General features: G+C 64.9%; 20 protein-coding genes. 13 read left to right on the top strand and 7 right to left on the bottom strand.

The annotated features are described in order from the left end of the window. The first annotated feature begins 27 nt into the window (after positions 1 to 27). The gene (locus ABLE94_RS06515; protein ID WP_348808363.1) at positions 28 to 1,380 is read left to right on the top strand and encodes an NAD(P)/FAD-dependent oxidoreductase; all 1,353 of its coding nucleotides are present in this window, start codon (positions 28 to 30) and stop codon (positions 1,378 to 1,380) included. A gap of 2 nt (positions 1,381 to 1,382) precedes the next feature. Here the strand turns inward: ABLE94_RS06515 and ABLE94_RS06520 are convergent, their stop codons facing one another. Next, the gene (locus tag ABLE94_RS06520; RefSeq protein ID WP_348808364.1) at positions 1,383 to 2,009 is read right to left on the bottom strand and encodes a type II secretion system F family protein; all 627 of its coding nucleotides are present in this window, start codon (positions 2,007 to 2,009) and stop codon (positions 1,383 to 1,385) included. Then, positions 2,006 to 2,806: a type II secretion system F family protein gene (locus ABLE94_RS06525; RefSeq protein ID WP_348808365.1), complete on the bottom strand. Its 801-nt coding sequence runs from the start codon at positions 2,804 to 2,806 to the stop codon at positions 2,006 to 2,008. The genes ABLE94_RS06520 and ABLE94_RS06525 overlap by 4 nt, the downstream gene beginning before the upstream one ends. Positions 2,807 to 3,143: 337 nt before the next feature. Here ABLE94_RS06525 and ABLE94_RS06530 point away from each other — a divergent pair, with 337 nt between their 5' ends. The 8 genes from ABLE94_RS06530 to ABLE94_RS06565 all read left to right on the top strand — a co-directional run bounded on the left by ABLE94_RS06530 (position 3,144) and on the right by ABLE94_RS06565 (position 13,280). Then, positions 3,144 to 3,878, top strand: coding sequence for a hypothetical protein (locus ABLE94_RS06530; protein ID WP_348808366.1), 735 nt, complete (start codon positions 3,144 to 3,146; stop codon positions 3,876 to 3,878). Positions 3,879 to 3,942: 64 nt separating this feature from the next. After that, entirely contained in the window at positions 3,943 to 5,181 is a 1,239-nt protein-coding gene (locus tag ABLE94_RS06535) for an ImmA/IrrE family metallo-endopeptidase (RefSeq protein ID WP_348808367.1), read from the top strand. Between the two features lie 9 nt (positions 5,182 to 5,190). After that, positions 5,191 to 6,402 carry a tyrosine-type recombinase/integrase gene (locus tag ABLE94_RS06540; RefSeq protein WP_348808368.1) on the top strand — a complete coding sequence of 404 codons (1,212 nt, stop codon included), beginning with the start codon at positions 5,191 to 5,193 and terminating at the stop codon, positions 6,400 to 6,402. Beyond that, positions 6,383 to 8,704, top strand: coding sequence for a tyrosine-type recombinase/integrase (locus ABLE94_RS06545; RefSeq protein ID WP_348808369.1), 2,322 nt, complete (start codon positions 6,383 to 6,385; stop codon positions 8,702 to 8,704). The genes ABLE94_RS06540 and ABLE94_RS06545 overlap by 20 nt, the downstream gene beginning before the upstream one ends. Continuing rightward, complete coding sequence (locus ABLE94_RS06550) at positions 8,701 to 9,126, top strand: DUF6262 family protein (protein ID WP_348808370.1); 426 nt, start codon at positions 8,701 to 8,703, stop codon at positions 9,124 to 9,126. Before ABLE94_RS06545 ends, ABLE94_RS06550 begins: the two co-directional genes overlap by 4 nt. A 97-nt stretch (positions 9,127 to 9,223) precedes the next feature. Continuing rightward, positions 9,224 to 10,096: a DNA adenine methylase gene (locus ABLE94_RS06555; protein ID WP_348808371.1), complete on the top strand. Its 873-nt coding sequence runs from the start codon at positions 9,224 to 9,226 to the stop codon at positions 10,094 to 10,096. Continuing rightward, complete coding sequence (locus ABLE94_RS06560; RefSeq protein ID WP_348808372.1) at positions 10,093 to 11,991, top strand: McrB family protein; 1,899 nt, start codon at positions 10,093 to 10,095, stop codon at positions 11,989 to 11,991. Before ABLE94_RS06555 ends, ABLE94_RS06560 begins: the two co-directional genes overlap by 4 nt. 149 nt (positions 11,992 to 12,140) lie before the next feature. Continuing rightward, positions 12,141 to 13,280 carry a 5-methylcytosine restriction system specificity protein McrC gene (locus ABLE94_RS06565; RefSeq protein WP_348808465.1) on the top strand — a complete coding sequence of 380 codons (1,140 nt, stop codon included), beginning with the start codon at positions 12,141 to 12,143 and terminating at the stop codon, positions 13,278 to 13,280. Positions 13,281 to 13,286: 6 nt separating this feature from the next. Here ABLE94_RS06565 and ABLE94_RS06570 read toward each other — a convergent pair whose 3' ends face one another. Continuing rightward, a complete protein-coding gene (locus ABLE94_RS06570) occupies positions 13,287 to 13,613 on the bottom strand; it encodes a hypothetical protein (RefSeq protein ID WP_348808373.1) in 327 nt (108 codons plus the stop codon). 85 nt (positions 13,614 to 13,698) lie between these two features. On the opposite strand from ABLE94_RS06570, the gene ABLE94_RS06575 reads away from it, so the two are divergent. Together ABLE94_RS06575 and ABLE94_RS06580 are read left to right on the top strand one after the other, a co-directional pair. Then, on the top strand, positions 13,699 to 15,024 hold the full coding sequence (locus ABLE94_RS06575) for a site-specific DNA-methyltransferase (RefSeq protein WP_348808374.1): 1,326 nt from the start codon (positions 13,699 to 13,701) through the stop codon (positions 15,022 to 15,024). 40 nt (positions 15,025 to 15,064) lie between these two features. Beyond that, entirely contained in the window at positions 15,065 to 16,222 is a 1,158-nt protein-coding gene (locus ABLE94_RS06580; RefSeq protein ID WP_348808375.1) for a hypothetical protein, read from the top strand. Positions 16,223 to 16,244: 22 nt separating this feature from the next. Here the strand turns inward: ABLE94_RS06580 and ABLE94_RS06585 are convergent, their stop codons facing one another. The 3 genes from ABLE94_RS06585 to ssd form a co-directional block, all read right to left on the bottom strand. Continuing rightward, on the bottom strand, positions 16,245 to 16,457 hold the full coding sequence (locus ABLE94_RS06585; protein ID WP_348808376.1) for a hypothetical protein: 213 nt from the start codon (positions 16,455 to 16,457) through the stop codon (positions 16,245 to 16,247). Between the two features lie 83 nt (positions 16,458 to 16,540). Then, on the bottom strand, positions 16,541 to 17,722 hold the full coding sequence (locus ABLE94_RS06590; protein ID WP_348808377.1) for a TadA family conjugal transfer-associated ATPase: 1,182 nt from the start codon (positions 17,720 to 17,722) through the stop codon (positions 16,541 to 16,543). Beyond that, positions 17,719 to 18,855: a septum site-determining protein Ssd gene (gene ssd / locus ABLE94_RS06595; RefSeq protein WP_348808378.1), complete on the bottom strand. Its 1,137-nt coding sequence runs from the start codon at positions 18,853 to 18,855 to the stop codon at positions 17,719 to 17,721. The genes ABLE94_RS06590 and ssd overlap by 4 nt, the downstream gene beginning before the upstream one ends. 401 nt (positions 18,856 to 19,256) lie before the next feature. Between ssd and ABLE94_RS06600 the strand changes: the two genes are divergently transcribed. Beyond that, the gene (locus tag ABLE94_RS06600) at positions 19,257 to 20,066 is read left to right on the top strand and encodes an HAD family hydrolase (RefSeq protein WP_348808379.1); all 810 of its coding nucleotides are present in this window, start codon (positions 19,257 to 19,259) and stop codon (positions 20,064 to 20,066) included. Between the two features lie 686 nt (positions 20,067 to 20,752). On the opposite strand, the gene ABLE94_RS06605 is transcribed toward ABLE94_RS06600, so the two are convergent. Further along, a complete protein-coding gene (locus tag ABLE94_RS06605) occupies positions 20,753 to 21,508 on the bottom strand; it encodes a Fic family protein (protein WP_348808466.1) in 756 nt (251 codons plus the stop codon). A gap of 263 nt (positions 21,509 to 21,771) precedes the next feature. On the opposite strand from ABLE94_RS06605, the gene acs reads away from it, so the two are divergent. After that, positions 21,772 to 23,724, top strand: coding sequence for an acetate--CoA ligase (gene acs / locus ABLE94_RS06610; RefSeq protein WP_348808380.1), 1,953 nt, complete (start codon positions 21,772 to 21,774; stop codon positions 23,722 to 23,724). Positions 23,725 to 23,808 lie beyond the last annotated feature (84 nt).

The following is a 23,808-nucleotide window of genomic DNA, read 5'->3' on the forward strand; positions in this document are numbered from 1 at the left end:
GTCGGGGGTCGACGGAGAGGAACATCGATGGACTCTGCCGTCGAGCAGTTCGACGCAGTTGTCGTCGGCGCGCGGATCGCCGGATCGGCCACCGCCACCGCCCTCGCCGAGCGCGGACTTCGGGTGCTGGCCATCGACTCCGCCCGGTTCCCGTCCGACACCCTGTCCACCCATCTGCTGTGGCCGACGACGATGGCCGAGATCGCCGCACTCGGCGCGTTACCTGCTGTCACCGCGATCGGCGCCCCGCGGATGCCGCTGGCGCAGGCCTCGCTCGGCGACCTCGGTTGGCAGACGCCCTATTCACCGGTGTCCGGTATCGACTATGCGATGTGTGTGCGCCGCACCCACCTCGACCGTGCCCTCGTCGACACCGCACGCGCGGCCGGCGCGGAGATCCGGGAACGTTGCAGCGCAACCGATCTCGTGTGGGACGGCGGTCGGGTGGCCGGGCTCGTCTACACCGACGACGACGGCGCGGTGCACGAGGTGCGTGCCCCCGTCGTCATCGGCGCGGACGGACGCAAGAGTCTCGTCGCCACCCTCGTCGGTGCAGCGAGGCCCACCCTCGTCGCACCCAGCGGACGGGCGTGCTACTACGCCTACTGGTCCGACGATCGAGATGACTTGCGGCACATAGCCTCGCAGTGGCGCGTCGACCGCCTGCTGGGCACCGCCTTTCCGTGTGACGGCGGGGATCTGCTGTGCCTGCTGCAGCCTCCGATCGACCTGATCCCCGAGTTCCGCGGACGCCGGGCCCACGACGCCTATCTGCGTGGCATCGAGGCGCTGCCCGGGTTGTCTCGTCGGCTGCAGGGCTGCGAACTGCGCTCGGGTGTGCGGTCGTGTGTGGGCATCGAATCGTACTTCCGTCGATCGAGCGGACCGGGCTGGGCGCTGCCCGGTGACGCCGGGCATTTCAAGGATCCGGTGACCGCCCAGGGTATTCGCGACGGCCTGCACTACGGTCGGCTGCTCGGCGAGTACCTCGCGCCGGTGCTGGCCGGACGTGACGGCGTCGATCCGGCGGCCCTCGACCGGGCAACCGGCATGTGGTCACGACGACGCGAACGGGAATGCGTCGAGGTCTATCAGTGGACCAACTTCCTGGCCTCCGGCCTGCCGCCATCCCCACTCGAGTACGAGTTGTACCGCCGGGCCGGGGCGGACATCGGCTACGCGTCGATCCTCGCCGACATCTACAACCGGGTCCGCCGACCGGCGGAGATGATGCCGGTCACGACGCTGGCCGGGTCGGTCGCACGTGCACTGCGACGCCCCGATGTGACCCTCGGTGAGGTCGGGACCGATCTGCGCTTCCAGCAGCGGCGCATGCTCGGCGATTGGCGGGAGAAACGTCGATTCCTTTCTCGAGGCTAGGGTCAGATCCCGCCGAGGGTCTGCGCGGCGAGACCCACGACGACCGGCACGATGCCCAGGCACACGAAGGCCGGCAGGAAGCACAGGCCCAACGGTCCGCTGATCATGACGCCGGCGCGTTCGGCGCGCGCCAGGGCATCGTCGTTCGCCCGACGCCGGACGGTTCCGGCGAGGTCGGTGACACCCTGCGAGAGCGCCGACCCGGCCCGCGCCGATCGCCGAGCCAGGGTGGCGAGTTCGTCGAAACATGTTACGGCGGAACCATTGCGACGACGCCGCCACCATCGGCGATCAGGGCGGGAGGTGGATGCGGGTGCCCACGCCTGCTGCGGATCGGCTCCGAGGGAGAGCAGTTCGGCCGCTGCGGCCAGGGGGCGCGCCACACCCGTCGGGGCACTTTGTGCGGCAACCCGGACCGACACCGCCACAGGCAATCCGGCACGCAGGCAGACCGCGAGCAGATCCAGTGTCGCCGCGACGGCGAAGGGATCGTCGGGGCGCGTGGTGGCGCCGAGCCACCGGGGTTCACGGTTGCGCACCGGCATGTCGACGACGCGGTAGAGCATCCAGCGGCGTTCCGGCCAGCACCAGCAGGCGCCGGCGAGGCACAGCAGCACCATCGTGGTCATCGGGTGATCACCTTGTCGGAGATCCGTTCCGACCACACCAGCCCGGCGGCCACCAACCCCGCACCGACCACCAGCAACACCCCGCCGAGCCCACCGCCGGTCAGGATCTGCACCGGACGCGCACCCGTGGCCTGACCCAATGCGATACCCAGCAGCGGCAGCACCGCGAGAACCGACGCCGTCGCCCGGGGACCGGCCAGACCGGCCCGGGTGCGATCGTCAAACCCGCGGCGCTCCACCAGATCTGCGCGGACCGAGTCCAGCAGCTCGGCCAGGGGTAGTCCGTATCGGTCCGCGGTCTGCCAGGCGATCGCGATCCGGTTCCACGACTCGTCATCGGTGCCCGCATCGGCGTCGACGACGATGGTGCCGCCGAGTTCGGCACGTCCGGCGAGCACCGACAACGCCGCCGCGACGGTGCTCGTACCGTCGGTTCCCGTCGACATCTCCTGTGCGGCAACCGAACATGCTCGTGCCGGTGGCGCGCCGACCGAGAGTTCGGCGATCATCAACGTCAGCGCCGTGAGGAGTTCGTCGCGGTGGTGCGCACGCTCGCCGAGTCGACGCCGATGCCGCGACAGCCACCACGCCACCCCGGCCACGATGCCCGCCGCGATCACCGGCGCGACACCGCCGATCACCGCCACGGCACCCAGGCCGAGCATCACGATCGGCCACCGCGCGAACGCGGGCACCGACGACCGCGACGCGAGTCGGATGCGTTGCAGTCGGTGTGCGGCGCGAGGGCGACCCGACCACAGCACCGCGCACGCGAGCGCGAGCAGTACCGGCGTCATCGGCGTGCCATCAGATCGCGGAGCTGTGGGTGATAGTCGGTGATCCCGCTGCCGGACAACCAGACCGGGACGATCGTGACGAGTCCGTCGGGCTCCCGATGCAGCATCCCGATCTCCGCGATACCCCGGGTGCCGTCCGCTCGTCGGGAGACGCCGATGACGATATCAGCCGCTTATGTGGGGTTAAGCCACGACTGAAGCGCAAATATACCGGTCTATCTGTACAAATGACAGAGGTAACATGTATACTATTGCGTCGTGTGGTCAGCATCCGACAGGGAATCGCTCCGGCGTGTTGCCCTCCTCAATGGAGGGTTAGGGGGTAAATTTTTGCCCCATGGAACTACACGACGATCCGGGGCGGTTGCTCCTCAAGTTTCGCGAGCAGCACGAGCAGGTGTTGGGCGAGTTTCATGGCGACTTGGTGGCCCGTGCGTCAGAGACCGACACTCGATTCGCCGACCAGGGCGAGCCGCGTCGCATCGTTCGGTCGGCGTCGCTTCTCGAAACCGCGCTCAAGTCAAGGGAGCGACGGCAAACCAAGGAATCAACGCTGCAGGCTCGGGGCAGTTACGGCTTCTCCATGGTCCTTGTCGATGGGCACGGGACCGTGGTGCGAACGAAGCTGTTTCCACGTGGCGAGGATGGCGAGCGTCTCAAACCAGTCCCGTACATCCCTGGTCGTCAGCCGATTCGGCGTCCAAACGAGCTGCAGCTGAGCTTCGAGGACGAGCTGGGAGAGCCGTTCGGCGGGGACGACCTGATGGCGCCACCTCCGGGTTTCACGTTCTACGTGCTGTGGTGGCCCGGCAGCTTGGGGCTGGGTGGAGCAGAACTCGCTGCAGGGTGGGTCAAGAACAAGGTGGAGCCCGTTCTGTATGCGACCCTTCCCCTACCCGAGCCCATCATGGAGATTCGCAAGACTTCTGCGGGTGTGCCGGGAATGCCGGCAACTCCGTTGGAATCGGCCTCGACGACTTCCGGGAGGGGCAAGAAGCCCCGACGCATGGACGACGACTTCGATTCGGTCGTGGGTCCAGAAGAAGCTGCCCCGCCGCAGTCGCCGTCCTAGGTGGCCACGCGGTTGATGGGCCGCGACTTCGGACGCGGCCCGATGATGTTGAATCGAGCACACGATGATTGAAGTATTTGGTGCACGAGTCAGGCAGGCCCGGGTGTTGCGACGGATGTCGGCGACATCGGTGTGCGAGTCCATGGGGTGGAGCCCAACCCGGCAGACGAAGCTAGAGAAGTCCTCTGTCCTGTGGTCCACGAGCGAAGAGATTGAACGTTTCTCTGCCCTGTTTGATTTTCCTGCAAGGTTTTTCAGTAGCGAGCCGCGAACACGACTCACGGCTGGAGAGTTGCTGTTCCGCGCACCTAAGTCGATGACGAAGGGCGAGCAAGAGTTCTTGGCGGTGTTCGCGTCACTGGCTGGTGACATTCTCGACGATCTGGATGATCATTCGAAGCTACCGCCGGTACGGGTGCCTGCGATTCAGAGTGGCCCGTCCACCGGAGTGCCTATTGCTTTGGCGGCACTGCAGCTCCGCGAGGCGATGGGACTCGATCCTGATGAGCCCTTCGACGATCTGATGTATGAGGCAGAACGTGTGGGCGCGCCCGTCATCGTGCGTCGTCGGGAGCGGGGTGAGTGGGATAGCGAGTTTGCGGCGTCGGCGGCGTATGCCCGGACCGAACGACACCTGGGTTATTCGAGCTGGGTCGGTGAGCATCGTGACCGGCCGCTGCTGGTGCTTCGGGAGTCTGAGTCGTGGGAGAGAACTCGATTCACGGTTGCACATGAGTTGGGGCACTTGGTCTTACATAGCCGTGTGTCGTGTGTGGTGGGATCTGATCAGGAGAGTGAAGCCGATCGGTTCGCGGCTGAGCTTCTGGCACCGATTGCTGTGGTCGCAACCGAGCTACCGACGATGATGTCGTTGCTGAACCTCAAACCACTCAAGGATAAATGGGGTATATCGTTGGGCGCCTTGATCCGTCACATTCGTGATGCGGGTCTGATCGATCCGGTCCGGGCCGAGATGCTCACCAAGCAGTTGTATTCGCGGACCAACCCCGATACAGGGCACACCTGGGGTGTGACGGAGCCGGGGTGGCTGGATCGCCAGCCCGAGCGGCCACGACTGATCAGCAAGTTCGTTGAGCGTTGCTATGGAGCGATGTCGTTGGGAGAGTTAGCAGCCCAAGGCGCCACTGGGCTGCCACTGGATGTCCTCGATTGGATCTTGGCGACACAGCGTACCGCTCCGTCGCTTCCGATCCCACAGAGCCCGAACACTCCGACACGGATAGCGGCGGCCCACGGCGAGGCTGACGTCGTTGTGCTTGATTCACGACGGCACCGGGCGTGAGGTGTCGCGGTGGCCAGAGTGCAGCGACTGACGTTTCCTGATCGAACGCACTCGGTCACCGTGATCGGCGCCGACCGACTACCTGTATCTCAGGCCCGCGAGTACCTGCGGTTCCTCACTGACGAGGGGGCATCCCCCAATACAGTGAAGTCCTACGCGTACGGGCTGGCCGCATGGTGGACAGTCCTCGAACACACCGGTCACGCGTGGGATGACTTCCCCACCACGCTGTTCGGGGAGTTCCTGCGTTATCTCCGCAGTGGCGACCTACCGAATACGGCGCGGATTGGCCCACCGCACGAGGACGCCGGCATGGCTGATTCGTCTCTCCAACCTCGCGGCGCAGCAGTGCTGTCAATGTATCGGTACTTCGCCGATGCCTATGACCTCACCGGCCCGTATCGCCGTCTCTACTCCTCACACGCCCGCACCGCACGCCGCAATCCCTACTCGCCGTTCCTCACCGGCGTCGGCCCTCAACAGAAGTGTGACCAACCGATCTACCGGCACCGCACGCCTAACCGGAGCGAGACTCCAGTCCTGTTGCCAAGCCAGGTCGTCGCCATCCTCGACGCCTGCTCGACACAGACTGAGCAAGACTGGTCAGGGAGCGCCTCCGGGTTACGCGACCGTCTACTGTTCGCAGTCCTCGCCGAAACGGGCATGCGGCTGGGCGAAGCCCTATCATTGCGCCACCACGACTTTCACATCAGCGGCGGCGACACTCCATACGTACAGATCGCTGGCCGCAACGACCACCCGCACGGCGTGCGGGCAAAGTCGGGTGCACGTCGCATCTACATCGGCGACGATTTGGTCGGTCTTTACAGCGAGTTCGTGTGGCAACTGATCGCGCAGGGGGCAGACGTCGCCGTCAACGACCTGGCGACACATTTCGTGTTCGTCAACCTCGCCAGAGGCGAGCGGTACGCGGCGATGCGCCCCGACACTGTGTACGACAAGGTCGACACAATCAGCGCAGCGAGACCTGAATTGCCCGGCCAGTGGACACCGCACTGGTTTCGGCACACGCACGCAACAGCGCTGCTCCTCAATGGGGTCCGCGAGCACGTCGTCATGAGGCGACTGGGGCACGCCGACGTGCAAACCACTCTGTCGATCTACGGGTGGGTGACCGAGGACGCCGAAATGCGTTCCGTCGCAGAGTGGAAGAACTACGTCGCGGGGTGGAAGGGACTGCATGACAACGGACAGGAATAGACCTTCTGCCTCGCGGGCACGCCGTCCGACCGCTTCCGGCCTGGAACTGACCGACCAGGTGTGGGGACGCGAATGGGCTCGAGTCCCCGAGGAATGGCGCACCCTGCAGTACAGCATCGACACCGCCCCGGCGAACACCGTGTTCCTGCAGAATCAGCGCTACATGACCGCCAACCGCGCCGCAGAGTTCCACGACTTCACACCATCGTCTGTGCCGCAACGGTTCTGCGACGAAATCGCCTGGTGGGTATGGCTCTGCGGGCATGAGGGTATTCGCAAGATGGAACCGTCTCTGTTGAAGTGGTGCGGTCGCGCCCTTGACGCCGCGGTCGCGGATTACCTGGCCGCGCACCATCGCGAACCAACGAGTATCGCCGACCTCGACGTGGCACACGTGATCCGCCATGCACTCGTCGGGTTCGAACGCCGCAACCAGCGACTGCCGAGCACCGGCGCCCGCCGCAACATCACCCACCTGATCGAGCAACTCCACCTGTACGTCTCGGTGCGTTGCACCGCGAAACCGTGGTGGGCACACGATGTGTGGGACCTACGCGCTGACCCGCGAATCCCGGTACGGGAACATGAACCCGCCCACGACAAGTCAGTCAGGCTGGGACCGATCGAACCAGTGTGGTTCCGCGAGGGCATCAGGTTTTGGCTGCGCACCTCGCTGACCGGCGAGCTGCTGCGCTGGTCATCGGTGACCGATCGTGCCCGCGACGCTGCCCGTCATCTCGGTCCGTTCCTGGTCTCGCACGGCATCGACGACCCCATCATCGCCGGAGATCGGGCGTCGCTGCGCCAGTTCTTCTCCGAGTTTTCCGACTACCTCACGTCGCCCGATGCAGGATACCGGCCAAACACACCACTGTCGGACAGCGCAATCGGTGCCACTCAGTCTCGCACACAGGTGTTCTACACGTTCATGGCCGACAACGCCGACGAGGCAGCACTGTCGACGGGCAACAAGAGTTGGGCGGCGTTGACCGACTCACACACCCGCCTGTGGGGGCCGACATTCAAAGGGCGCCGAGGAAGGAACCAGCGTGAGTTGACGTGGTTCTCGACCTCCGAACTGCAGCAGATGCTCTGCTACCTTGACGTGCTCGCCGGTGACCGCGCAGTACCCGTCGCCATCACACACCCCGACTCGACGATCTCCCTGGTCGATGGGCTCGGTGACCCACAAGCCGCCCGCACCTGGCTTCTGCAGGCACTGACCGGTCGTCGGGCATCGGAAATCCTCATGCTCGATTTCGACCCTCTCCTGCCGATTCCGGGCCAGGAACGCCCGCAGGAGTCTGACGACCCTGACGCATTCGTGGCGAAACTGAAATACCAACAGACCAAGGTCGACGGGGTACTGCCAACGATCCTTGTCGAACAAGCCGTGGTCAACGTCATCCACGAACAGCAAGCATGGATCAAGACTCGATACCCGGAGTTGACACCGAAGTACCTGTTCCTCGGTCTCCGACATCAACATCTGGGGCAACGCCCGCGCACCTACCATTCCTACCGCGTGAAGCTGACCCAGCTCGACAGGATTCATGGTCTCACCGACGCCGCCGGACATCCCCTGCGGTTCTCCCAAACACATCGGCTGCGACACACCCGCGCCACCGAGCTACTCAACGACGGTGTACCCATCCACGTCGTACAACGCTATCTCGGGCACGCCTCCCCGGAAATGACACTGCGCTACGCGGCCACCCTCGCCGCCACAGCAGAAGCAGAGTTCCTGCGGCACAAGAAGATCGGCGCCGCGGGCGTGGATATCGGCATCAGCCCTACTGACATCTTTGACATGACCCAACTGTCCCAACGCACCGACCGCGTACTACCCAACGGGGTCTGCCTACTGCCACCCCTGAAAACCTGCGACAAAGGCAACGCGTGCTTAACGTGCGGGCACTTCGCCACAGATGCAACACATCTCGAGGAACTCGAAGACCAGCGCGCCAAGACGATCGCCCTCGTCGACGTTCGGCGTCGCCAGTACCTCGACCGCACTGGCCGAGAGCTCACCGACGACAACGTGTGGATTCACGAACGCCGTCGCGAGATCACCTCACTCGACGCGATCATCACCCGCCTCCACAACGATGCAGCAGCCGACGGCGCCGGCAAGAGCATCAGCGGAGCCGGAACCGCAAACCGGTTACCGCTGCTCCAGATCAAGACCCGAGGCAGCCACGAATCCGTGCTGCGCAAAGCCGATGCCGCTGCCAACGACACGACCGCGAGTCCCGAGCCTGCCACCCACGATCCCGGCGCCCATCCAGGCGAGTCCCAGTGAACGCGTCGAAACCTCCCCCGCCAGGCGAGAAGGCGCAGCGCGGACTCGCCCGCCACCGCGACACGGTGGCCGCCGCCAAACGTCGAGACATCGACAAGGCACTCCGAGACCTACGCAAGGCCAACGCACCCATCACGGTCGCGGCCGTCGCCGCGCGGTCCGGCGTATCTCGCAAGACCATCTACAAACACCGGGACGTCATCGCCACAATCGACCAGTACCGACAGCATCCGCCGGAGGCCGCGCACACCGAGTCTGGCGAGGCGGGCGTTGTCGGCGCTCTTCGCCGAACGCTGGCGGCACGCGAGAAATCGCTGGCCGAGAAGAATCAGCGCATACGCGAGCTGCAACAGCAGGTCAGCGAGCAGGCAGACACCATCGCGATGCTCTACGGCCAGCTCGACGGCCTGGGGAACAGATGATCGAAGCAGCGACTGACCCAAGGGGTTCTCCCGCACCGACACGGATTTCGACGGCAGCTAGGATATCCGGAGGCGTGAGGTGAGTGAGGAGGCGCAGGTGCCCGTTGATCAGGCGATTTCCGCACCGGCGATGAGGCCGTTCGTCCGGTGGGCCGGTGGGAAGTCCCGGCTGTTGCCGAAGTTGCTCCCGTACTTTCCCGAGACCATCACCAACTACCACGAGCCGTTCGTCGGCGGTGGCAGCGTGTTCCTCGCCGTTCGGCCCAGGATCACTGGTCACGCGCACCTGTCAGACCTGAATACACATCTGGTAAACGCGTGGGTCGTCATGCGCGACCACCAAGGCGACCTCGTCGAACGGCTCAAGTGGTACGAGGCGAGCGACTCTAAGGACTTCTACTACGAGGTCCGCGCCGCACAGCCCGAGGACGCCGTGGATCAGGCAGCACGTTTCTTCTACCTGAACGCCACGTCATGGAACCACCTCTGGAGGGAGAATTCGAAGACCGGTGCAATGAACACCCCGTGGGGGAACCGGCAGTTCAAACCGTTCACGGACGAGACGCTCGCATTGATCCGACAGGCACTGACAGAGACAACCATCCAGGAGCAGGATTTCCGGGATGCGTTGTCCGGCGTTCAGCGTGGCGACTTCGTCTACCTGGACCCCCCGTACCTCCCCATTTTCACCAATCCTGATGAGGCAGAACCAACTTCGAAGTTCAACAAGTATACGGCCAAAGTGTTCAACGGGGCCGACCTCAAGGACCTGGCGGCGCTATGTCGGGAACTGACAGACAAGGGAGCATGGTGGGTGTTGAGTAACCGCGATACCAGCGGTGTACGTGACCTTTTCGACTCTGGTGAGATTGTCACCTTCACGACCCACCGGCCGTTGTCAGCCCAGGCCACCCGTGAAGTCGAGGCACGGAAGTCTCCCGAAGCGATCATCGTGGGAAGGCCACAGTGAGCGACCAACTCGTCGAGGCAGTCTTCGTCTTCTACTACGGGAAGGCTGCGCACAGCCCCACCTACGGACGGGGCGTCACTGCCGCCGGAGGAAAGTCGGCGGGCTACACCAAGGACTACCTGCAACTCGTTCAATCACCCGAGCTTCGGGAGGCTCTCCTCGAGTTCTTTCCCCCGAATGATCCCTCGGGAATGAGAACGAACATCGACTACAAATGGCCGGGCGGTACCAGCAAGGGCGCCATCATCTTTCGCTCGAACGACAGGCCACACCTGAGTTGGGAAACATCGCAGGGAGCACCGCCCGCATGGAAGATGACGCCGAACCCGAATTCGACGGGCCCCGAAACAATTCCCGGCGATCCCTCGAAGACGACGATAGCCGACGCCGACGCCGAGTTCGACAGCTTCGTGGCCACGGGCATGAACGCCTATCTGGTCGCGATCAAGTTAGTTGATGAGCCGAATACTCTGCACCTGCGCTGCTACTTGGCAAGTCCTCCAAAAGAATTAGAGTTCGCCGATGCCGCGCTCCTTCCGACTGCGATTCGGAATCTCGCGTACTCCACCAAGAAGACACGGGCTTTTGGATGGTTGCGTCTCCGAAACGAAGGTACGGCGCTGACCGGCGACGTCGCGGCACTGATCGAGAAGTTGGAGGAGAACCCCAACGTCCTGCTCGTCGGCCCGCCCGGCACCGGAAAGACCGTCGCCCTGGACCGTCTCGCGAAGTACATCGAGGAACCAGGAAGTCGAATCCTGTTCGACCCCGACAAGAATCATGCCGCCTGGACGGAGAACACCTCCAACGCCGACGCTGGGAAAGTCCGCACCGTGGTCTTTCATCCCAATTACTCATACGACGACCTGGTCGTCGGTCTCATGCCCATCCCAGCCCCCGGCAACAACGGTGGGGTTATCGTTCAACCCACCCCAGGGCCGCTCCTTAGCCTGGCCCACTTCGCCACCGCAACCGGACATCGGACCGCACTCATCCTCGATGAGTTCAACCGTGGCAACGCGGCGTCGATCTTGGGCGACATGCTCGCACTGCTCGACAAGGACAAACGCGGCAGTGCCGCCGTGGATTTGCCGTACTCCACGCTCGGCATATCCGTCACCGATGAGTTCGCACCCAACAACACCGACCCCACAGTGCCGAGCCGGTTCAGTCTGCCGCCCAACCTGTGGATCATCGCCGCCATGAACAGCAGCGATCGATCGGTGGCACCGTTGGATGCTGCACTACGACGACGCTTTTCGATTCTCGACTACCAGCCCGATTACAACGCTCTAGAGAACCATCTCGAAGCGGCCGACGACCTTCCAGTCCATGCCACACCGATCCCCAACGCGGCTGCCGAAGCTGACGACAGCGAGGTGGGTGACAGTTCCGGCAACGCCGCCTCTTCTGGCGAAGAGAGCGAGGCGGCCGAGGAAACAGCGGGCATTGGCGACACGAATGCACCAACGGGCCTCGACGGCTGGACACCGGCACACGTCGCCAGGCTGGCGGTCGATGTCCTGCAAGCAGTCAACCGGCGCATTACGTCCGTGCTCGGCAAAGACTTCCAGCTGGGTCCCGCAAACTTCTGGAAGGTCCAGGGGCCCAGCGCCCAAACGGCTTTCGATGCGCTGGTGACCGCGTGGGACGATCACCTTCGCCAGACGCTTCGGCTGTCATTCCAGGACAACGACGATGGCCTCGCGGCCGTGCTGCTCGCGGGGTCATCGGACTCCGCTCGCACCAAGCCGACAAAGACGGCCGCGTGGTGGCGAGCAGCCGAGAGCTCGGTGGGTTCTTTGGGCCAGGCGCGACTTGAACTGACCGAACTCGGAAGCCTGGACCCTAGTGACGCGCTGAACGAATTGCGGCGTCAAGCCGGCTACCCGTGAGAGCCAACGACGAAGCGCTGACGTTCACCGAGTGGCGTTCAGAATCGTTAAGCAGTAACGATATTGCTGAGGTAAGGACGGCTATCGGGGGTCTGCGAGAGGTCCTTAAGCCTCGCTTCAGCCAGTTCAGACTCCAACCCGACGGTCGAGTGGCGCTGGGTAACCTTCTCGGCTCCACCGGCCTCCCGTCTGGGAGGGCACTGCGCGTTGACCCGCCCCACACCACCAACGAGCGATGGCCTGACGCTATCGTTCAACTCCTGAATGCGAACACGCGGATCGCGGTATCGAGCAGCCGACGATCGAGTCATAGCCCACCCCGCAGTGACCTCACGACCGCCGTTGCAGCTGAGTACGCGAACCGCCTGCAATCCGCACTAGCGGCCTCGGGGCCCATTGAAGCGTACCAACGCGAACGACTTACACTGCGCCGCTTGCGCGGCCATCTCCGGGTCTCCGACTGGGTGCGGACATCGGTCCTGCATCCCAATCACTTCCCCATTGAACGCGACAGCTTCACGACGTCCAATGATTTCAGCCGTGCGCTCGCTAAAGTCGCTGATCTACTTGCAGTTTCGTCTCGTCAGGCCTCTATCGCCATGCGACTTCGCGGCATTGAACGGCAGCTATTGCCAGGCGCACCTTCGCCGACCAACGTCAACCCGTTCATCGCCAACAAGCCGCTACCTCCGCAGTGGCGTCACTACCAACCGGCTTGGGATATCGCCGCGGCGATCCTGAAGAACCGCTCCGTGGTTGGCGACCCCGGAACCATCCACGGCTTGGAGGTTGCTGTCGAGCCGTGGCCACTACTCGAAACCCTTCTGGAACGCACCTTGACTGCACTCGCGCATCGTAGCGATGGCCTGTACCAGGTGGCGGAGAAGACCACGCACTCGCTGATCACCGACAATCGGACGAACGTAGGACAGAGCGTGATCCCGGACGGCTTGCTCATGAGGAGTCCGGGAGTGCCGACGATTTCGTTTGAGGCGAAGTACACCAGCGATTCGGCCAAACCGGACCGCGATCACACGTTCCAGACCCTCGCGACAGCGGGCTCTCTGCGAACAGCGATTGCTGTGCTCGTCTATCCCGGGGACCAAGAGCCATGCGTCTACGACGTCTCAGGTTTCTCAGCGGGGCCGCGGTTCCTGGTCACCATCGGGCTGTCACTGTTCACCTACGAGCGCGGCGTAGGTGACGACACCCGCGCACAGCGGCTGGAAGCGGTCCTCGCGGACCTCTATCTGCGCCTGATGCGGACACCGGGTGACTTGGGGCCCTGAACTGACTCAGCGCGCTCGCCTCTTCCGAGGGCCCGGGCCGTGCTCCACGAGGCCGATTTCGGTTACGTTGTCTTGACCAGCGGCTTTCTGGAGCGTCACCGTGCGGTAGTACTTGATGGCCTTCTCTAGTGCCTTCGGATTGTCGGTGTGACTTGCCACAATCGCTGCTATGAGTTCCCGACGCGTCGTGTTGAGGCCCGCATCGTTCGCCGCCTCGACTAGTCTGTCCAGGCGATTGTCGACGGCGATTGGCCAACGAAAACCCGGCTGCTTGTCCCTGCTCTCACAGAGTTTTTCCGCAGGTGAAGCGGTGTGGCGGTTCCGTTCGGTCATACCTATCGCCTAACATTTAACATATGTTTTGGATACGTATCTGCGACCTACGATGCACTGTCTTGAAGATCGCGCTGGACTGAGCATGACAGACAAGCAGATCACCCTCAACTGGCCAAACAAGGACAAACTCCTCTGGGCCGTCGGCGAGTCCGACTACAAGTGGGCCGACTCGACCGAGGCAGCTCCGGCGAAGCCGATCATCGAAGTCGGAAACCTCGGCGCCCCACGCTCCCCAGCAGTCGGGACGGTCGTGTGCGGCGACGGACTCGATGCGCTGGCCGCACTACATCACTCGGGCGCACTCGCCCCGCAATCAGTGCGGCTGCTGTACATCGATCCACCTTTCAACACAGGTCGATCGTTCGGCTTCTACGAAGACGCACTGGACAGCGGGATGTGGCTGTCCCTCCTCCGTGACCGCCTGCTCGCCGTCAAGCCGTACCTGTCCGACGACGCAAGCATCTGGGTCCATCTCGATGACAGCGAGAACCATCGGGCACGTTGCGTGCTTGACGAGGTATTCGGGGTCGATGCCTTCGTCGCAAATGTGGTGTGGCAGAAAAGAACTACCCGGGAATCACGGTCAGCGTTCTCCAACAATCACGACCACCTGATGGTGTACGCGCCGAGCGGCCCTCGTTCATGGAAGAAGCGGCGGAACCTCCTTGTAAAAGATGCTTCCGAGCTTCGCAATCGAGACAGCGACCCCCGAGGACCCTGGGCCGACGCGCCGTTCACAGCTCCCGGCTACCGCGCCAACCAGCACTACACCATCGTGAATCCCGCAGGCAAGGAACTACTTCCGCCTCGCGGACGTAGCTGGTATGCCACCGAGGCAACCTACAAGCAACTGCTCCAGGAAGACCGGATCTGGTTCCCGCGCAGCGGCGCTGGCAACCCGCGATTGAAACTGTTCGCTCACCAGGTTCGCGGGCTTGTTCCCTTCTCGGTCTGGTCTGCTGCTGAGACCGGTACCAACGACGACGCGAAACGTCACCTGCAGACCATGTTCCCGGACACTGACACCGTCTTCGCCACACCGAAGCCAGAAGCGTTGCTCGAACGGATCATCCACGTCAGCACCGATCCTGGTGAACTCGTACTCGACCTGTTCGCAGGCTCGGGAACCACCGCCGCCACCGCACACAAAATGGGGCGCCAGTGGATCGCAATCGAGCGATCCGTTACAACCACGCAGAAGGTACTGATTCCGCGGCTCGCCCGAGTCACTGCCGGGACAGACACCGGTGGGGTGAGCGACCTTTACAGCTGGAACGGCGGAGGCAAATTCACTGTCCTACAGGCGAAGCCGTCGCGAGGCCGCGTGCGTGGTGTGAAGATTTCCGCTACCGTCGCCAAGTCGGCAGTGCGCAGCGGGAACCGTCCAGCCCAGGCAGCGGCATCCTGACGGAGTTCTTCTTCCTGCAACTGCCAAGACAAGGTGCGCAATGGCCGAATTGGAACGAGGTAGAGCCCCCGGGAGTCAACCTGATGAAGATGACGAGTTCTTCATCCACTGCCTCAACAACTATTCGAACATCGCGATTAGTGTAATCATCAGCGACCTTGGTCTGCAGTCGGATCAGGTACGGAAGATGATCCGTCAGCATCATGACCTTGTGGTCAGACAACTTGAGGCCTCCTCAATTGACTACAAGGAACTGGGCAACGCCCTTGTACCGAAGCCTGGTCGTCACGAGGTTGCGTTCATCTTCAACTCCCGGCGGCACGAACGAGTGGCATACGGCTACGAGATTGCAGACCTGTGGGTCCCGGCACTGAAGCAGCACGGGCCTGAGAAGACCGCTTTGCGGGTCGGTGATGTCATTGGCCCGCCCGACGAGTTCATCTGGCAAGAGTTCGACGAGCGCCTTGTGGGACCAAGCGGCTGGCCGCGGCTAGCGGCGGGCGGCTATTTCGTGGTGTACATGACGAATATGTCAGCCACCCAGCTCACGAACACTGCTGCGGCGCTATTAGATTCAGGTGGAGGCTATCTCGGCTACGTCGACTGTTCGACATGGTGCCCGTTCAAGTTTGGTCTGCACCTGCCGCAGGTTGGGTTGCGCTTGCGCGACGCCATCATTTGTGAGAGGGACGTCGATGGCTATGCGAATCTGATCGGATACCCTTATGAGGCAAGTGGTTTCCAGATCGTGGGGATCGATGAAGCAATCTACGGACCATTTCTCTCACACCGTTTGGACAACGGAGTTCCCGAGTGGGCTGACGTCGATAGCTCTGTGGCGTTGAGCCTCCTTGGTGGCGATCTCCAGCCAGCCACAACGACTCGCGTTGTGATCAACGAAAGTCGGATTCAGTACCTCAACACGGATCACGGCAACTCACTTCGGACGGCAGGACTTGCCTCGCTGGATCACGACGCGTTGGCCGACGCGATCAAATCGAAGCTGACAAATGGTCTGGTCTATAACATGCGGTTCAAGCCGGGCTCACGCAACGGCAAGCCGGCACCCGAGCTCAACGCGATGATGTACAGCGTCCAGGTGGAGTTTCCCGACGAGAACGGCGAGGTAAGGCGCTATCAGGTTGGGCTGAAGTACACCGCAGACACGCACACCAGCGAGATCATCACCTTCTACTAACCAGGTAGGTGACTACTAGTGCTCAAATGCCGTCGGATGGCGTCCAGCTGTCGAGCCTTTCCCAGATACCGAAGGTCGGACATTCCGGAGCGACCACGACAATACCGCCAGGCCCGATGGGATGGGAAAGCACGCTCTCAACCTCGAACTCGATTCCGCCGCCGTCGCACGGAAATATCCAGGTGCCTTCTTCAAGTGCAGCCCAGACATCGTCGTCATGACCACTGTCCAACATCGGGGCCACGCTTGTCTCGACGACCGCTGTAGCACCATCGTCGACGCGGCGCCAAATGCTGCTTCCTGGGCGTGGGGTATTCATCACCGAGCCCGCCTCTTGCTGTGAACGCTCGTGGCGTGGTCGGGCGATAAGCGCAACAGGCTCTCCCACTCCGGCCCAATCGGTAACAGTGCTTCCTGCAGGTGTATCCGGTTAGGCGTCCGGGTTAGCCTGTGACCTATCGGTAACAGGCGGTAACGGCTGCATCTAACCCCAGATAACACCGCGGCACCGAGCTGACTGTGCAGTGCCGCGCGCCCCATTCCGCCCAGTGCCGCAAGCGCTTCCATCCGTGCGGGCACCTCGGCGGTCGAATTGGCGTGCAACGTACCGCCACTGCCGTCGTGCCCGGTGTTGAGCGCGGTCAGCAGGTCGATCACCTCCGCACCGCGCACCTCACCGACGATGATGCGATCGGGCCGCATCCGTAACGCCTGCCGCACCAGCACCCGCACCGGGACCTCGCCGGCACCTTCGACATTCGCGGTTCGTGCGACCAGCCGGACCACATGCGGATGCGTCGGCGTCAACTCCAGGGCGTCCTCGACGCAGACGATGCGCTCGGTGTCGGCCATCTGCTCGATGAGCGCGCCGAGCAGGGTCGTCTTACCCGAGCCGGTGCCGCCGACGATGAGGAAGGACAACCGCGCATCGAGGATGCCGCGGAGGAGATCGGCGGCGTCGGCCGGAATGGCGTCCGCGTCGACGAGTGCATCGAATCCCATACTGGCGGTGCGTAACACGCGCAGCGACAGGCAGGTTCCGTCGGCCGAGAGCGGTGGGATCATCGCGTGCAGCCGCACCGTGTAGCCACGACGTCCCAGGCTCGACAGTTGCCCGTCGACCCACGGTTGGGCGTCGTCGAGGCGTCGGCCGGCGCTCAGTGCGAGACGCCCGGCGAGGCGACGCACCGCGGCGTCGTCGTCGAATCGGATACCGGTGAGCGCCAGTCCCGTTCCACGGTCGACCCACACCCGGTCGGGCCCGACGACGAGGATGTCGGTGATGTCGGGTTCGGCGAGGAGTTCCTCGAGACGACCGGCGCCGGTCAGTTCGGTCTGCAGGTAACGCAGCACCGCGAGCAGGTCGGTGTCACCGAGCACCCCGCCGGATTCGGCCCGGATCGCGTCGGCGATGACCGCCGCGGTCACCTCGGTCTTCTCGGCGGCGAGCCGGGTACGTACCCGATCGAGAAGCGCCTCGTCGGCGTGTGCCGCCCTCATGCGACCGACCGATCACCGGCCGCGGGTGGCGGGGCGAACCGACCGGCAACGGCGGTTCGGACGCCGGGACCCGACGCCGGCCCGTGGTCGGCAACAGTGACGGCGCGATACACCGCCGTCGCCGCCCGCCCCAACGGGCTACGCGAACCCGGTTGCAGCCGTCCGCCTTCCACGCGACCGGGCAGTCTCGGATCCGGACGGAAGGCCGCCAGCAGCGGCAGACCGACGGCATCGGCGATCTGGGCGGGCCGCAGACCGCCCGGCGACGGCCCGCGGATCACCAGCCCCACCTCGGCGGCATCGCCGAGAAGTCGGTCGGCCACTCGGCGCGCGGCTGCGCACCCGGACACCGTCGGAGTGGAAACGAGGACCACCAGATCCACCGATTCGACGACGCCGCGCACGATGTCGGTGTCGGTGCGCGGCAGGTCGACGACCACCAGGTCGCCGTGGGCACGGCCGGCGTCGACGGTGGCGAGCACCGCGTCGGCGGTCAGTGACGCACCGTCGTCGCGGCGACCGGTGAGCACCGACAGGCGGTCGTTGGCCTTCGGCAACGCATGACGCAGCGCCTGACCGTTGACCGCACCGGCCTCGATCGCGAGGTCCTGCCAGCGCAGACCCGGCCGGTCCTCGATGCCGAGCAGCAGATCGACACCGCCGCCGAACTCGTCGACGTCGAGGAGCAGCACCTCCTCGCCCGCGTCGCCGGCGGCGAGGGCGACCGCGGCGGCCAGCACCGAGGCACCGGCTCCACCGTGGGCGGCCATCAGCGCGATGGCGCCGGCGGTGGCCTGACGCGGGGTGCGCAGTTCGGTCAGGCGCCGGACGAGGTGGGACTCGTCCGCCGGGAGGAGGGCCGCATCACCGGCACCGAGATCCATGGCCGCTCGCCACGTGGTCGCCGCCGGTGGCGCGTCGGCGACGAGCAGCACACCGTGCCGTCGGGGGACTGCGGTATTGCCGAGCACGGCCACCGCCGACGGATCGACGACGACCGCGCGGGCCCGCAGCCACTCGGCGCGGCACCGTTGCGGGTCGACCACGACGAGGCGGTAACCGGCGGCGGCGGCGCATCGGGCGACGTCGTCGCACAGGGCGGGGTCGACGAGGGCCAGCAGGGAGTCGGACATGGCGTCATCGTGACGGACTCTCCGGGCCGCGCCGCCGCGCGGCGTGATGGAACTGGCGGATCTGTGGAAACCGCGGAGATTGTGCACAACCGCTGTGGGCTGGTCGGGGGTTAGAAAAGTGCCCCAGATAGAGGACGACCCCGGCCAGGGGGGGAGGAGGCCGGGGTCATCGCGTTTCAGCCCCGGGGGGTCGGGCTGAAAGGCGCCGGTCCGAAGACCGGGTACCACCGACTATACACCCTCGATCGCAGTCCGCAAGCGTGATCGACATCCGACACAACGTCGCGTTTTCGTCTCACTGCCTGCGGGTTTACCGACCCGAACAAGGCACCGCACCGGCCGCAACGCGCGAGATGACCGAAGTCGACTTATAGCGTAGCCGGGAGTCGTATCATCCGACGATGAGCGATGGCCGCCCACCCACGCCCGGGCCGGACGTCGCAGCCTTCTTCGATCTGGACAAAACGGTCATCGCCAAATCGTCCATCCTCGCCTTCAGCCGCGAGTTCTTCCACGGCGGACTCCTCGACACCCGAACCCTGATGAAGTCGGCCTACAACCAACTCACCTTCGCCCTCTCCCCGGCCGACGCCGACCACGTCGAACGCCTGCGGCGCCACGTCACCACCATGTGCCGCGGATGGGATGCGACCCAGGTGCAGCGGATCGTGGCCGAGTCGCTCGACGAGGTCGTCACCCCGCTGATCTATGCCGGCGCCGCCGAACTCATCGCGTTGCACCATGACCTGGGTCACGACGTCGTCCTGGTGTCCGCATCCGGCCGCGACATCGTCGAACCCATCGGCGCACTGCTCGGCGTCGACCACGTACGGGCCAGCGAGATGCAGATCGACGACGACGGCCACTACACGGGCGAACTGACCTACTACTGCTACGGCGAGGAGAAGCGCGCGGCGATCGAGAGCGTGGCCGCCGATTACGGCTACGACCTCGACAAGAGCTACGCCTTCACCGACTCGATCACCGACGTCCCGATGCTCGAATCCGTCGGCCACCCGCGCGTCGTCAACCCCGATCGAGCACTACGCCGACTCGCCGAGAACCACGACTGGCCGATCTACGACTTCGCGCTCGAGACCGAGCCGTCGGCCGCCTCCGCCGCAGCACCGGCACTCGCGGCGGCACTCGTCGTCGGTGTCGGAGCGGCCGTCGGCTACGGGGTGGGAGTGCGCCGCACGACGTCCCGGTAGCCGCCTCGGCACCCGGAAGTTGTTGCGTACCAGCATGAACCGCAGGTTACGAGAACTCCACCGAACGTTGACACGCTTGAGTCTTGCTGTGATCGGCGTCACGGTGTACAAAGGTCTTACGGAACCTCGGAAGGCAACGCTCGATCCGGAAGAGAAGGATCGAGCCCCCATCCCGAGCCTTCCCAGCACGGGCGGCAAGTACCCACGCGGAGCAAGCCGCATAAGGCACAAGTGTTGTGCGCCTGCGACATCGAGGCCATGTGACGAAGATGGAATGGCAGCGCCCCGACCCTCGGACAGCGCCGACGGAATCCACGGATGACGTCGTGATGGGACGAGATTGGCAGCGCCGGAACAGAATTCGCTTGCATAGCCGAGGTCCATCGCCGAGGCGGTAACCACAACCCACCAAGCACGCTTGGTAGCTTGAGTCCGTGCTTTGCGGGCGGCACCTTCGTCGATGACGAGGGCGCCGCCCGCAGTGTTGTGCCCCCGCAGTGTTGTGCGGGGGAGAACAAGCGCCGTCAGTGAAGAAGCGAGCGCTGTCAACGAAAACCAGAGCGCTGTCAACGGGTTCCAGAGCGCTGTCAACGAAGAACCGGGCGCTGTCAACGGGATTCAGGGCGCTGTCAGTGAAGGACAGAGCGCCGTCAACGACAGCCGGGGACCCTCAGCGCAGGCCCCGCTCACCCGGCACGCGCGGCGTCGGCGATCGACCTCGCCTCGGCCGCACCGGCGCTCAGCGCCTCGCAACAGAAGATGATCCACTCCCCCAGCGCCTCCGGACGGCCGGTGCCGAATGCCTTCGAGAGCACCCGGTAGTCGGCGACCCGCCGCAGCCACGTCACCTCCGGCACGCCGAGATTGTGCGGATCGAGGCCCGTCGACATACAGACCAACCGTGATGCGGCACGCGCCACCACTCCGTTGGCCGTCGGAAACGCCCCCAGACTCAGCAACTCGCCGTGGACCACCGCGGCCAGGATCGGGGCGGCCACCCGGGTGGAGCCGGTGATCAGCTGGGCCAGCAGATCCAGCCGGTCGGCGACCTCGGCACCGGCGCGGGGCCGGCCGAGGTCGTCGGGATCGTCGACCAGGTCGGCCGCGGCCAGCATGTGCAGCCGGGCGAAGGCCTGCGCCGGGGCGCGGCGGAAGATCGCGGTCAACGAGTCGGCGGCCTCCCCGTCGAGGGCCTGGGCCACCCGCATCGCGCCGGCCAGGATCGGATCGTCGAAGTCGCCGTCACGACGCAACTCGACGCTGCCGCCGTCGATCGCGGCCGAGGACCGCCCGGCACGCCACGACGCCTCGGTCGCGGTCTTGTCCCAGCCGCGCAGATTGGCGGGATGACGATGCACGGCCGCGAGCGCGTCACGCGCGGTGTCGGCGGCGGCGCTCACCCCGGGCAGGTCGGCCAGTGGGGCGAGCGGATCGGCGGTCACGTGCTCGAACCCTACCCGCGGACGCCCGGCGGCCACACCGACGCCCACCCCGTGCTCGTACAAGCGGCCCGCACACGCCCACCCGGCGGCAACCGGGCGCCGCTCACCGAACGCCACCCACCATTCGTCGCGCGCAGTGGTCCCAGGTGTCTGCAACGGCCATCCAACGTGACTACCCTCACAATAGGTTCCCCACGGTCGCCGCGTCACGCGCGGCGGCCATCCGCGATCCGTTGCCGACCAGCGAAAGGCCATGCAATCCGATGACCACATCCGCATCCGAAACCGTTCCCGGTTACCCGCCGTCGGAGGAGTTCGCCGCCCAGGCCAACGGCACCGCCGAACTCTACGACCGCGCCGATTCCGACCGCCTCGGCTTCTGGGCCGAGCAGGCCCGACGCCTGGACTGGGACACCGACTTCTCCCAGGTTCTCGACTGGTCGGACGCCCCGTTCGCGAAGTGGTTCGTCGGCGGCAAGCTGAATGTGTCGGTCAACTGCGTCGACCGCCACGTCGCCGCGGGCAAGGGCGACCGCGTCGCCATCCACTGGGTGGGTGAGCCCGGCGATTCCCGCGACATCACCTACGCCCAGCTCAAGGACGAGGTGAGCCGAGCCGCGAACTACTTCACCGCGATCGGCCTGACCGCCGGTGACCGGGTGGCCATCTACATGCCGATGATCCCCGAGGCGCTGATCTCGATGCTGGCCTGCGCCCGCCTCGGTCTGACCCATTCGGTGGTCTTCGCCGGATTCTCCTCCGGCGCGCTGCGTTCCCGCGTCGACGACGCGTCGGCCAAGCTCGTCATCACCACCGACGGCCAGTACCGCCGCGGCAAGCCCGCCCCGCTGAAGGCCGCCGTCGACGAGGCCCTCGGCACCGGCGACGACGCCGCGGAGTCGGTCGAGAAGGTCATCGTGGTGCGCCGCACCAACCACGATCCGGATCTGCCGTGGGTCCAGGGTCGCGACGTGTGGTGGGAGGACACCGTCGCCGAACAATCCCCCGAACACGAGCCGGAGGCCTTCGACTCCGAGCACCCGCTGTTCCTGCTGTACACCTCCGGCACCACCGGCAAGCCCAAGGGCATCGTGCACACCTCCGGTGGCTACCTCACCCAGGCGTCCTACACCTTCCACTACGTCTTCGACCACAAGGAAGGCCGCGACGTCTTCTGGTGCGGCGCCGACATCGGCTGGGTCACCGGGCACAGCTATCTCGTCTACGGTCCGCTGTCCAACGGCGCCACCGAGGTCGTCTACGAGGGAACCCCCAACTCCCCCAACGAACATCGCCACTTCGAGATCATCGAGCGCTACGGCGTCACCATCTACTACATCGCCCCGACGCTGATCCGCACCTTCATGAAGTGGGGCCGGGAGATCCCCGACGCCCACGACCTGTCCTCGGTGCGTCTGCTCGGTTCGGTCGGCGAGCCGATCAACCCCGAGGCGTGGAAGTGGTACCGCGACGTGATCGGCGGCAACAAGGCCCCGATCGTGGACACCTGGTGGCAGACCGAGACCGGCGCCATCATGATCTCCCCGCTGCCCGGCGTCACCTCCACCAAGCCGGGATCGGCGATGGGCCCGCTGCCCGGTATCAGCGCCACCATCGTCGACGACAACGCCAACCCGGTCGGCGCCGGCGAGCAGGGCTACCTCGTCCTGGACAAGCCGTGGCCGTCGATGCTGCGCGGAATCTGGGGCGACGACGAACGCTACCGCGACACCTACTGGTCTCGCTTCGCCGAGCAGGGCTGGTACTTCGCCGGTGACGGCGCCCGCTACGACGACGATCACGCCCTGTGGGTTCTCGGACGCGTCGACGACGTCATGAACATCTCCGGGCACCGCATCTCCACCGCCGAGGTCGAATCCGCGCTCGTCGGGCACTCCGGGGTCGCCGAGGCCGCCGTGATCGGCGCCGCCGACGAGACCACAGGCCAGGGCATCGTCGCCTTCGTCATCCTGCGCGAGGGGGTCGAGAACACCGGCGAGGTCCTCATCGCCGAACTGCGCCAGCAGGTCTCGATCGAGATCTCACCCATCGCCAAACCCCGTGAGATCAACGTGGTGCCCGAACTGCCCAAGACCCGCTCGGGCAAGATCATGCGACGACTGCTCAAGGACGTCGCCGAGGGCCGCGAACTCGGCGACACCTCCACCCTCGTCGACCCGTCGGTCTTCGAGGCCATCCGCGCCAAGAAGGCCTGAACAACAGCGCACCACGTGGTCGCACCGCAGCGAGCGGCTCCCCGCCCGGGGCGCCGCTCGCTCGCGTTCGGGTCCGAGCGCGAC

The organism is Gordonia sp. VNK1 (genome assembly GCF_040049135.1).
Classification (GTDB): domain Bacteria; phylum Actinomycetota; class Actinomycetes; order Mycobacteriales; family Mycobacteriaceae; genus Gordonia; species Gordonia oleivorans.

What these genes read in the sequence shown, in the direction of transcription:
- ABLE94_RS06515 (WP_348808363.1), top strand. Translation starts at nt 28, where the DNA reads ATGGACTCTGCCGTCGAGCAGTTCGACGCAGTTGTCGTCGGCGCGCGG.
- ABLE94_RS06520 (WP_348808364.1), bottom strand. Translation starts at nt 2,009, where the DNA reads ATGACCACGATGGTGCTGCTGTGCCTCGCCGGCGCCTGCTGGTGCTGG.
- ABLE94_RS06525 (WP_348808365.1), bottom strand. Translation starts at nt 2,806, where the DNA reads ATGACGCCGGTACTGCTCGCGCTCGCGTGCGCGGTGCTGTGGTCGGGT.
- ABLE94_RS06530 (WP_348808366.1), top strand. Translation starts at nt 3,144, where the DNA reads ATGGAACTACACGACGATCCGGGGCGGTTGCTCCTCAAGTTTCGCGAG.
- ABLE94_RS06535 (WP_348808367.1), top strand. Translation starts at nt 3,943, where the DNA reads ATGATTGAAGTATTTGGTGCACGAGTCAGGCAGGCCCGGGTGTTGCGA.
- ABLE94_RS06545 (WP_348808369.1), top strand. Translation starts at nt 6,383, where the DNA reads ATGACAACGGACAGGAATAGACCTTCTGCCTCGCGGGCACGCCGTCCG.
- ABLE94_RS06570 (WP_348808373.1), bottom strand. Translation starts at nt 13,613, where the DNA reads ATGACCGAACGGAACCGCCACACCGCTTCACCTGCGGAAAAACTCTGT.
- ABLE94_RS06575 (WP_348808374.1), top strand. Translation starts at nt 13,699, where the DNA reads ATGACAGACAAGCAGATCACCCTCAACTGGCCAAACAAGGACAAACTC.
- ABLE94_RS06580 (WP_348808375.1), top strand. Translation starts at nt 15,065, where the DNA reads ATGGCCGAATTGGAACGAGGTAGAGCCCCCGGGAGTCAACCTGATGAA.
- ABLE94_RS06585 (WP_348808376.1), bottom strand. Translation starts at nt 16,457, where the DNA reads ATGTTGGACAGTGGTCATGACGACGATGTCTGGGCTGCACTTGAAGAA.
- ABLE94_RS06590 (WP_348808377.1), bottom strand. Translation starts at nt 17,722, where the DNA reads ATGAGGGCGGCACACGCCGACGAGGCGCTTCTCGATCGGGTACGTACC.
- ssd (WP_348808378.1), bottom strand. Translation starts at nt 18,855, where the DNA reads ATGTCCGACTCCCTGCTGGCCCTCGTCGACCCCGCCCTGTGCGACGAC.
- ABLE94_RS06600 (WP_348808379.1), top strand. Translation starts at nt 19,257, where the DNA reads ATGAGCGATGGCCGCCCACCCACGCCCGGGCCGGACGTCGCAGCCTTC.
- acs (WP_348808380.1), top strand. Translation starts at nt 21,772, where the DNA reads ATGACCACATCCGCATCCGAAACCGTTCCCGGTTACCCGCCGTCGGAG.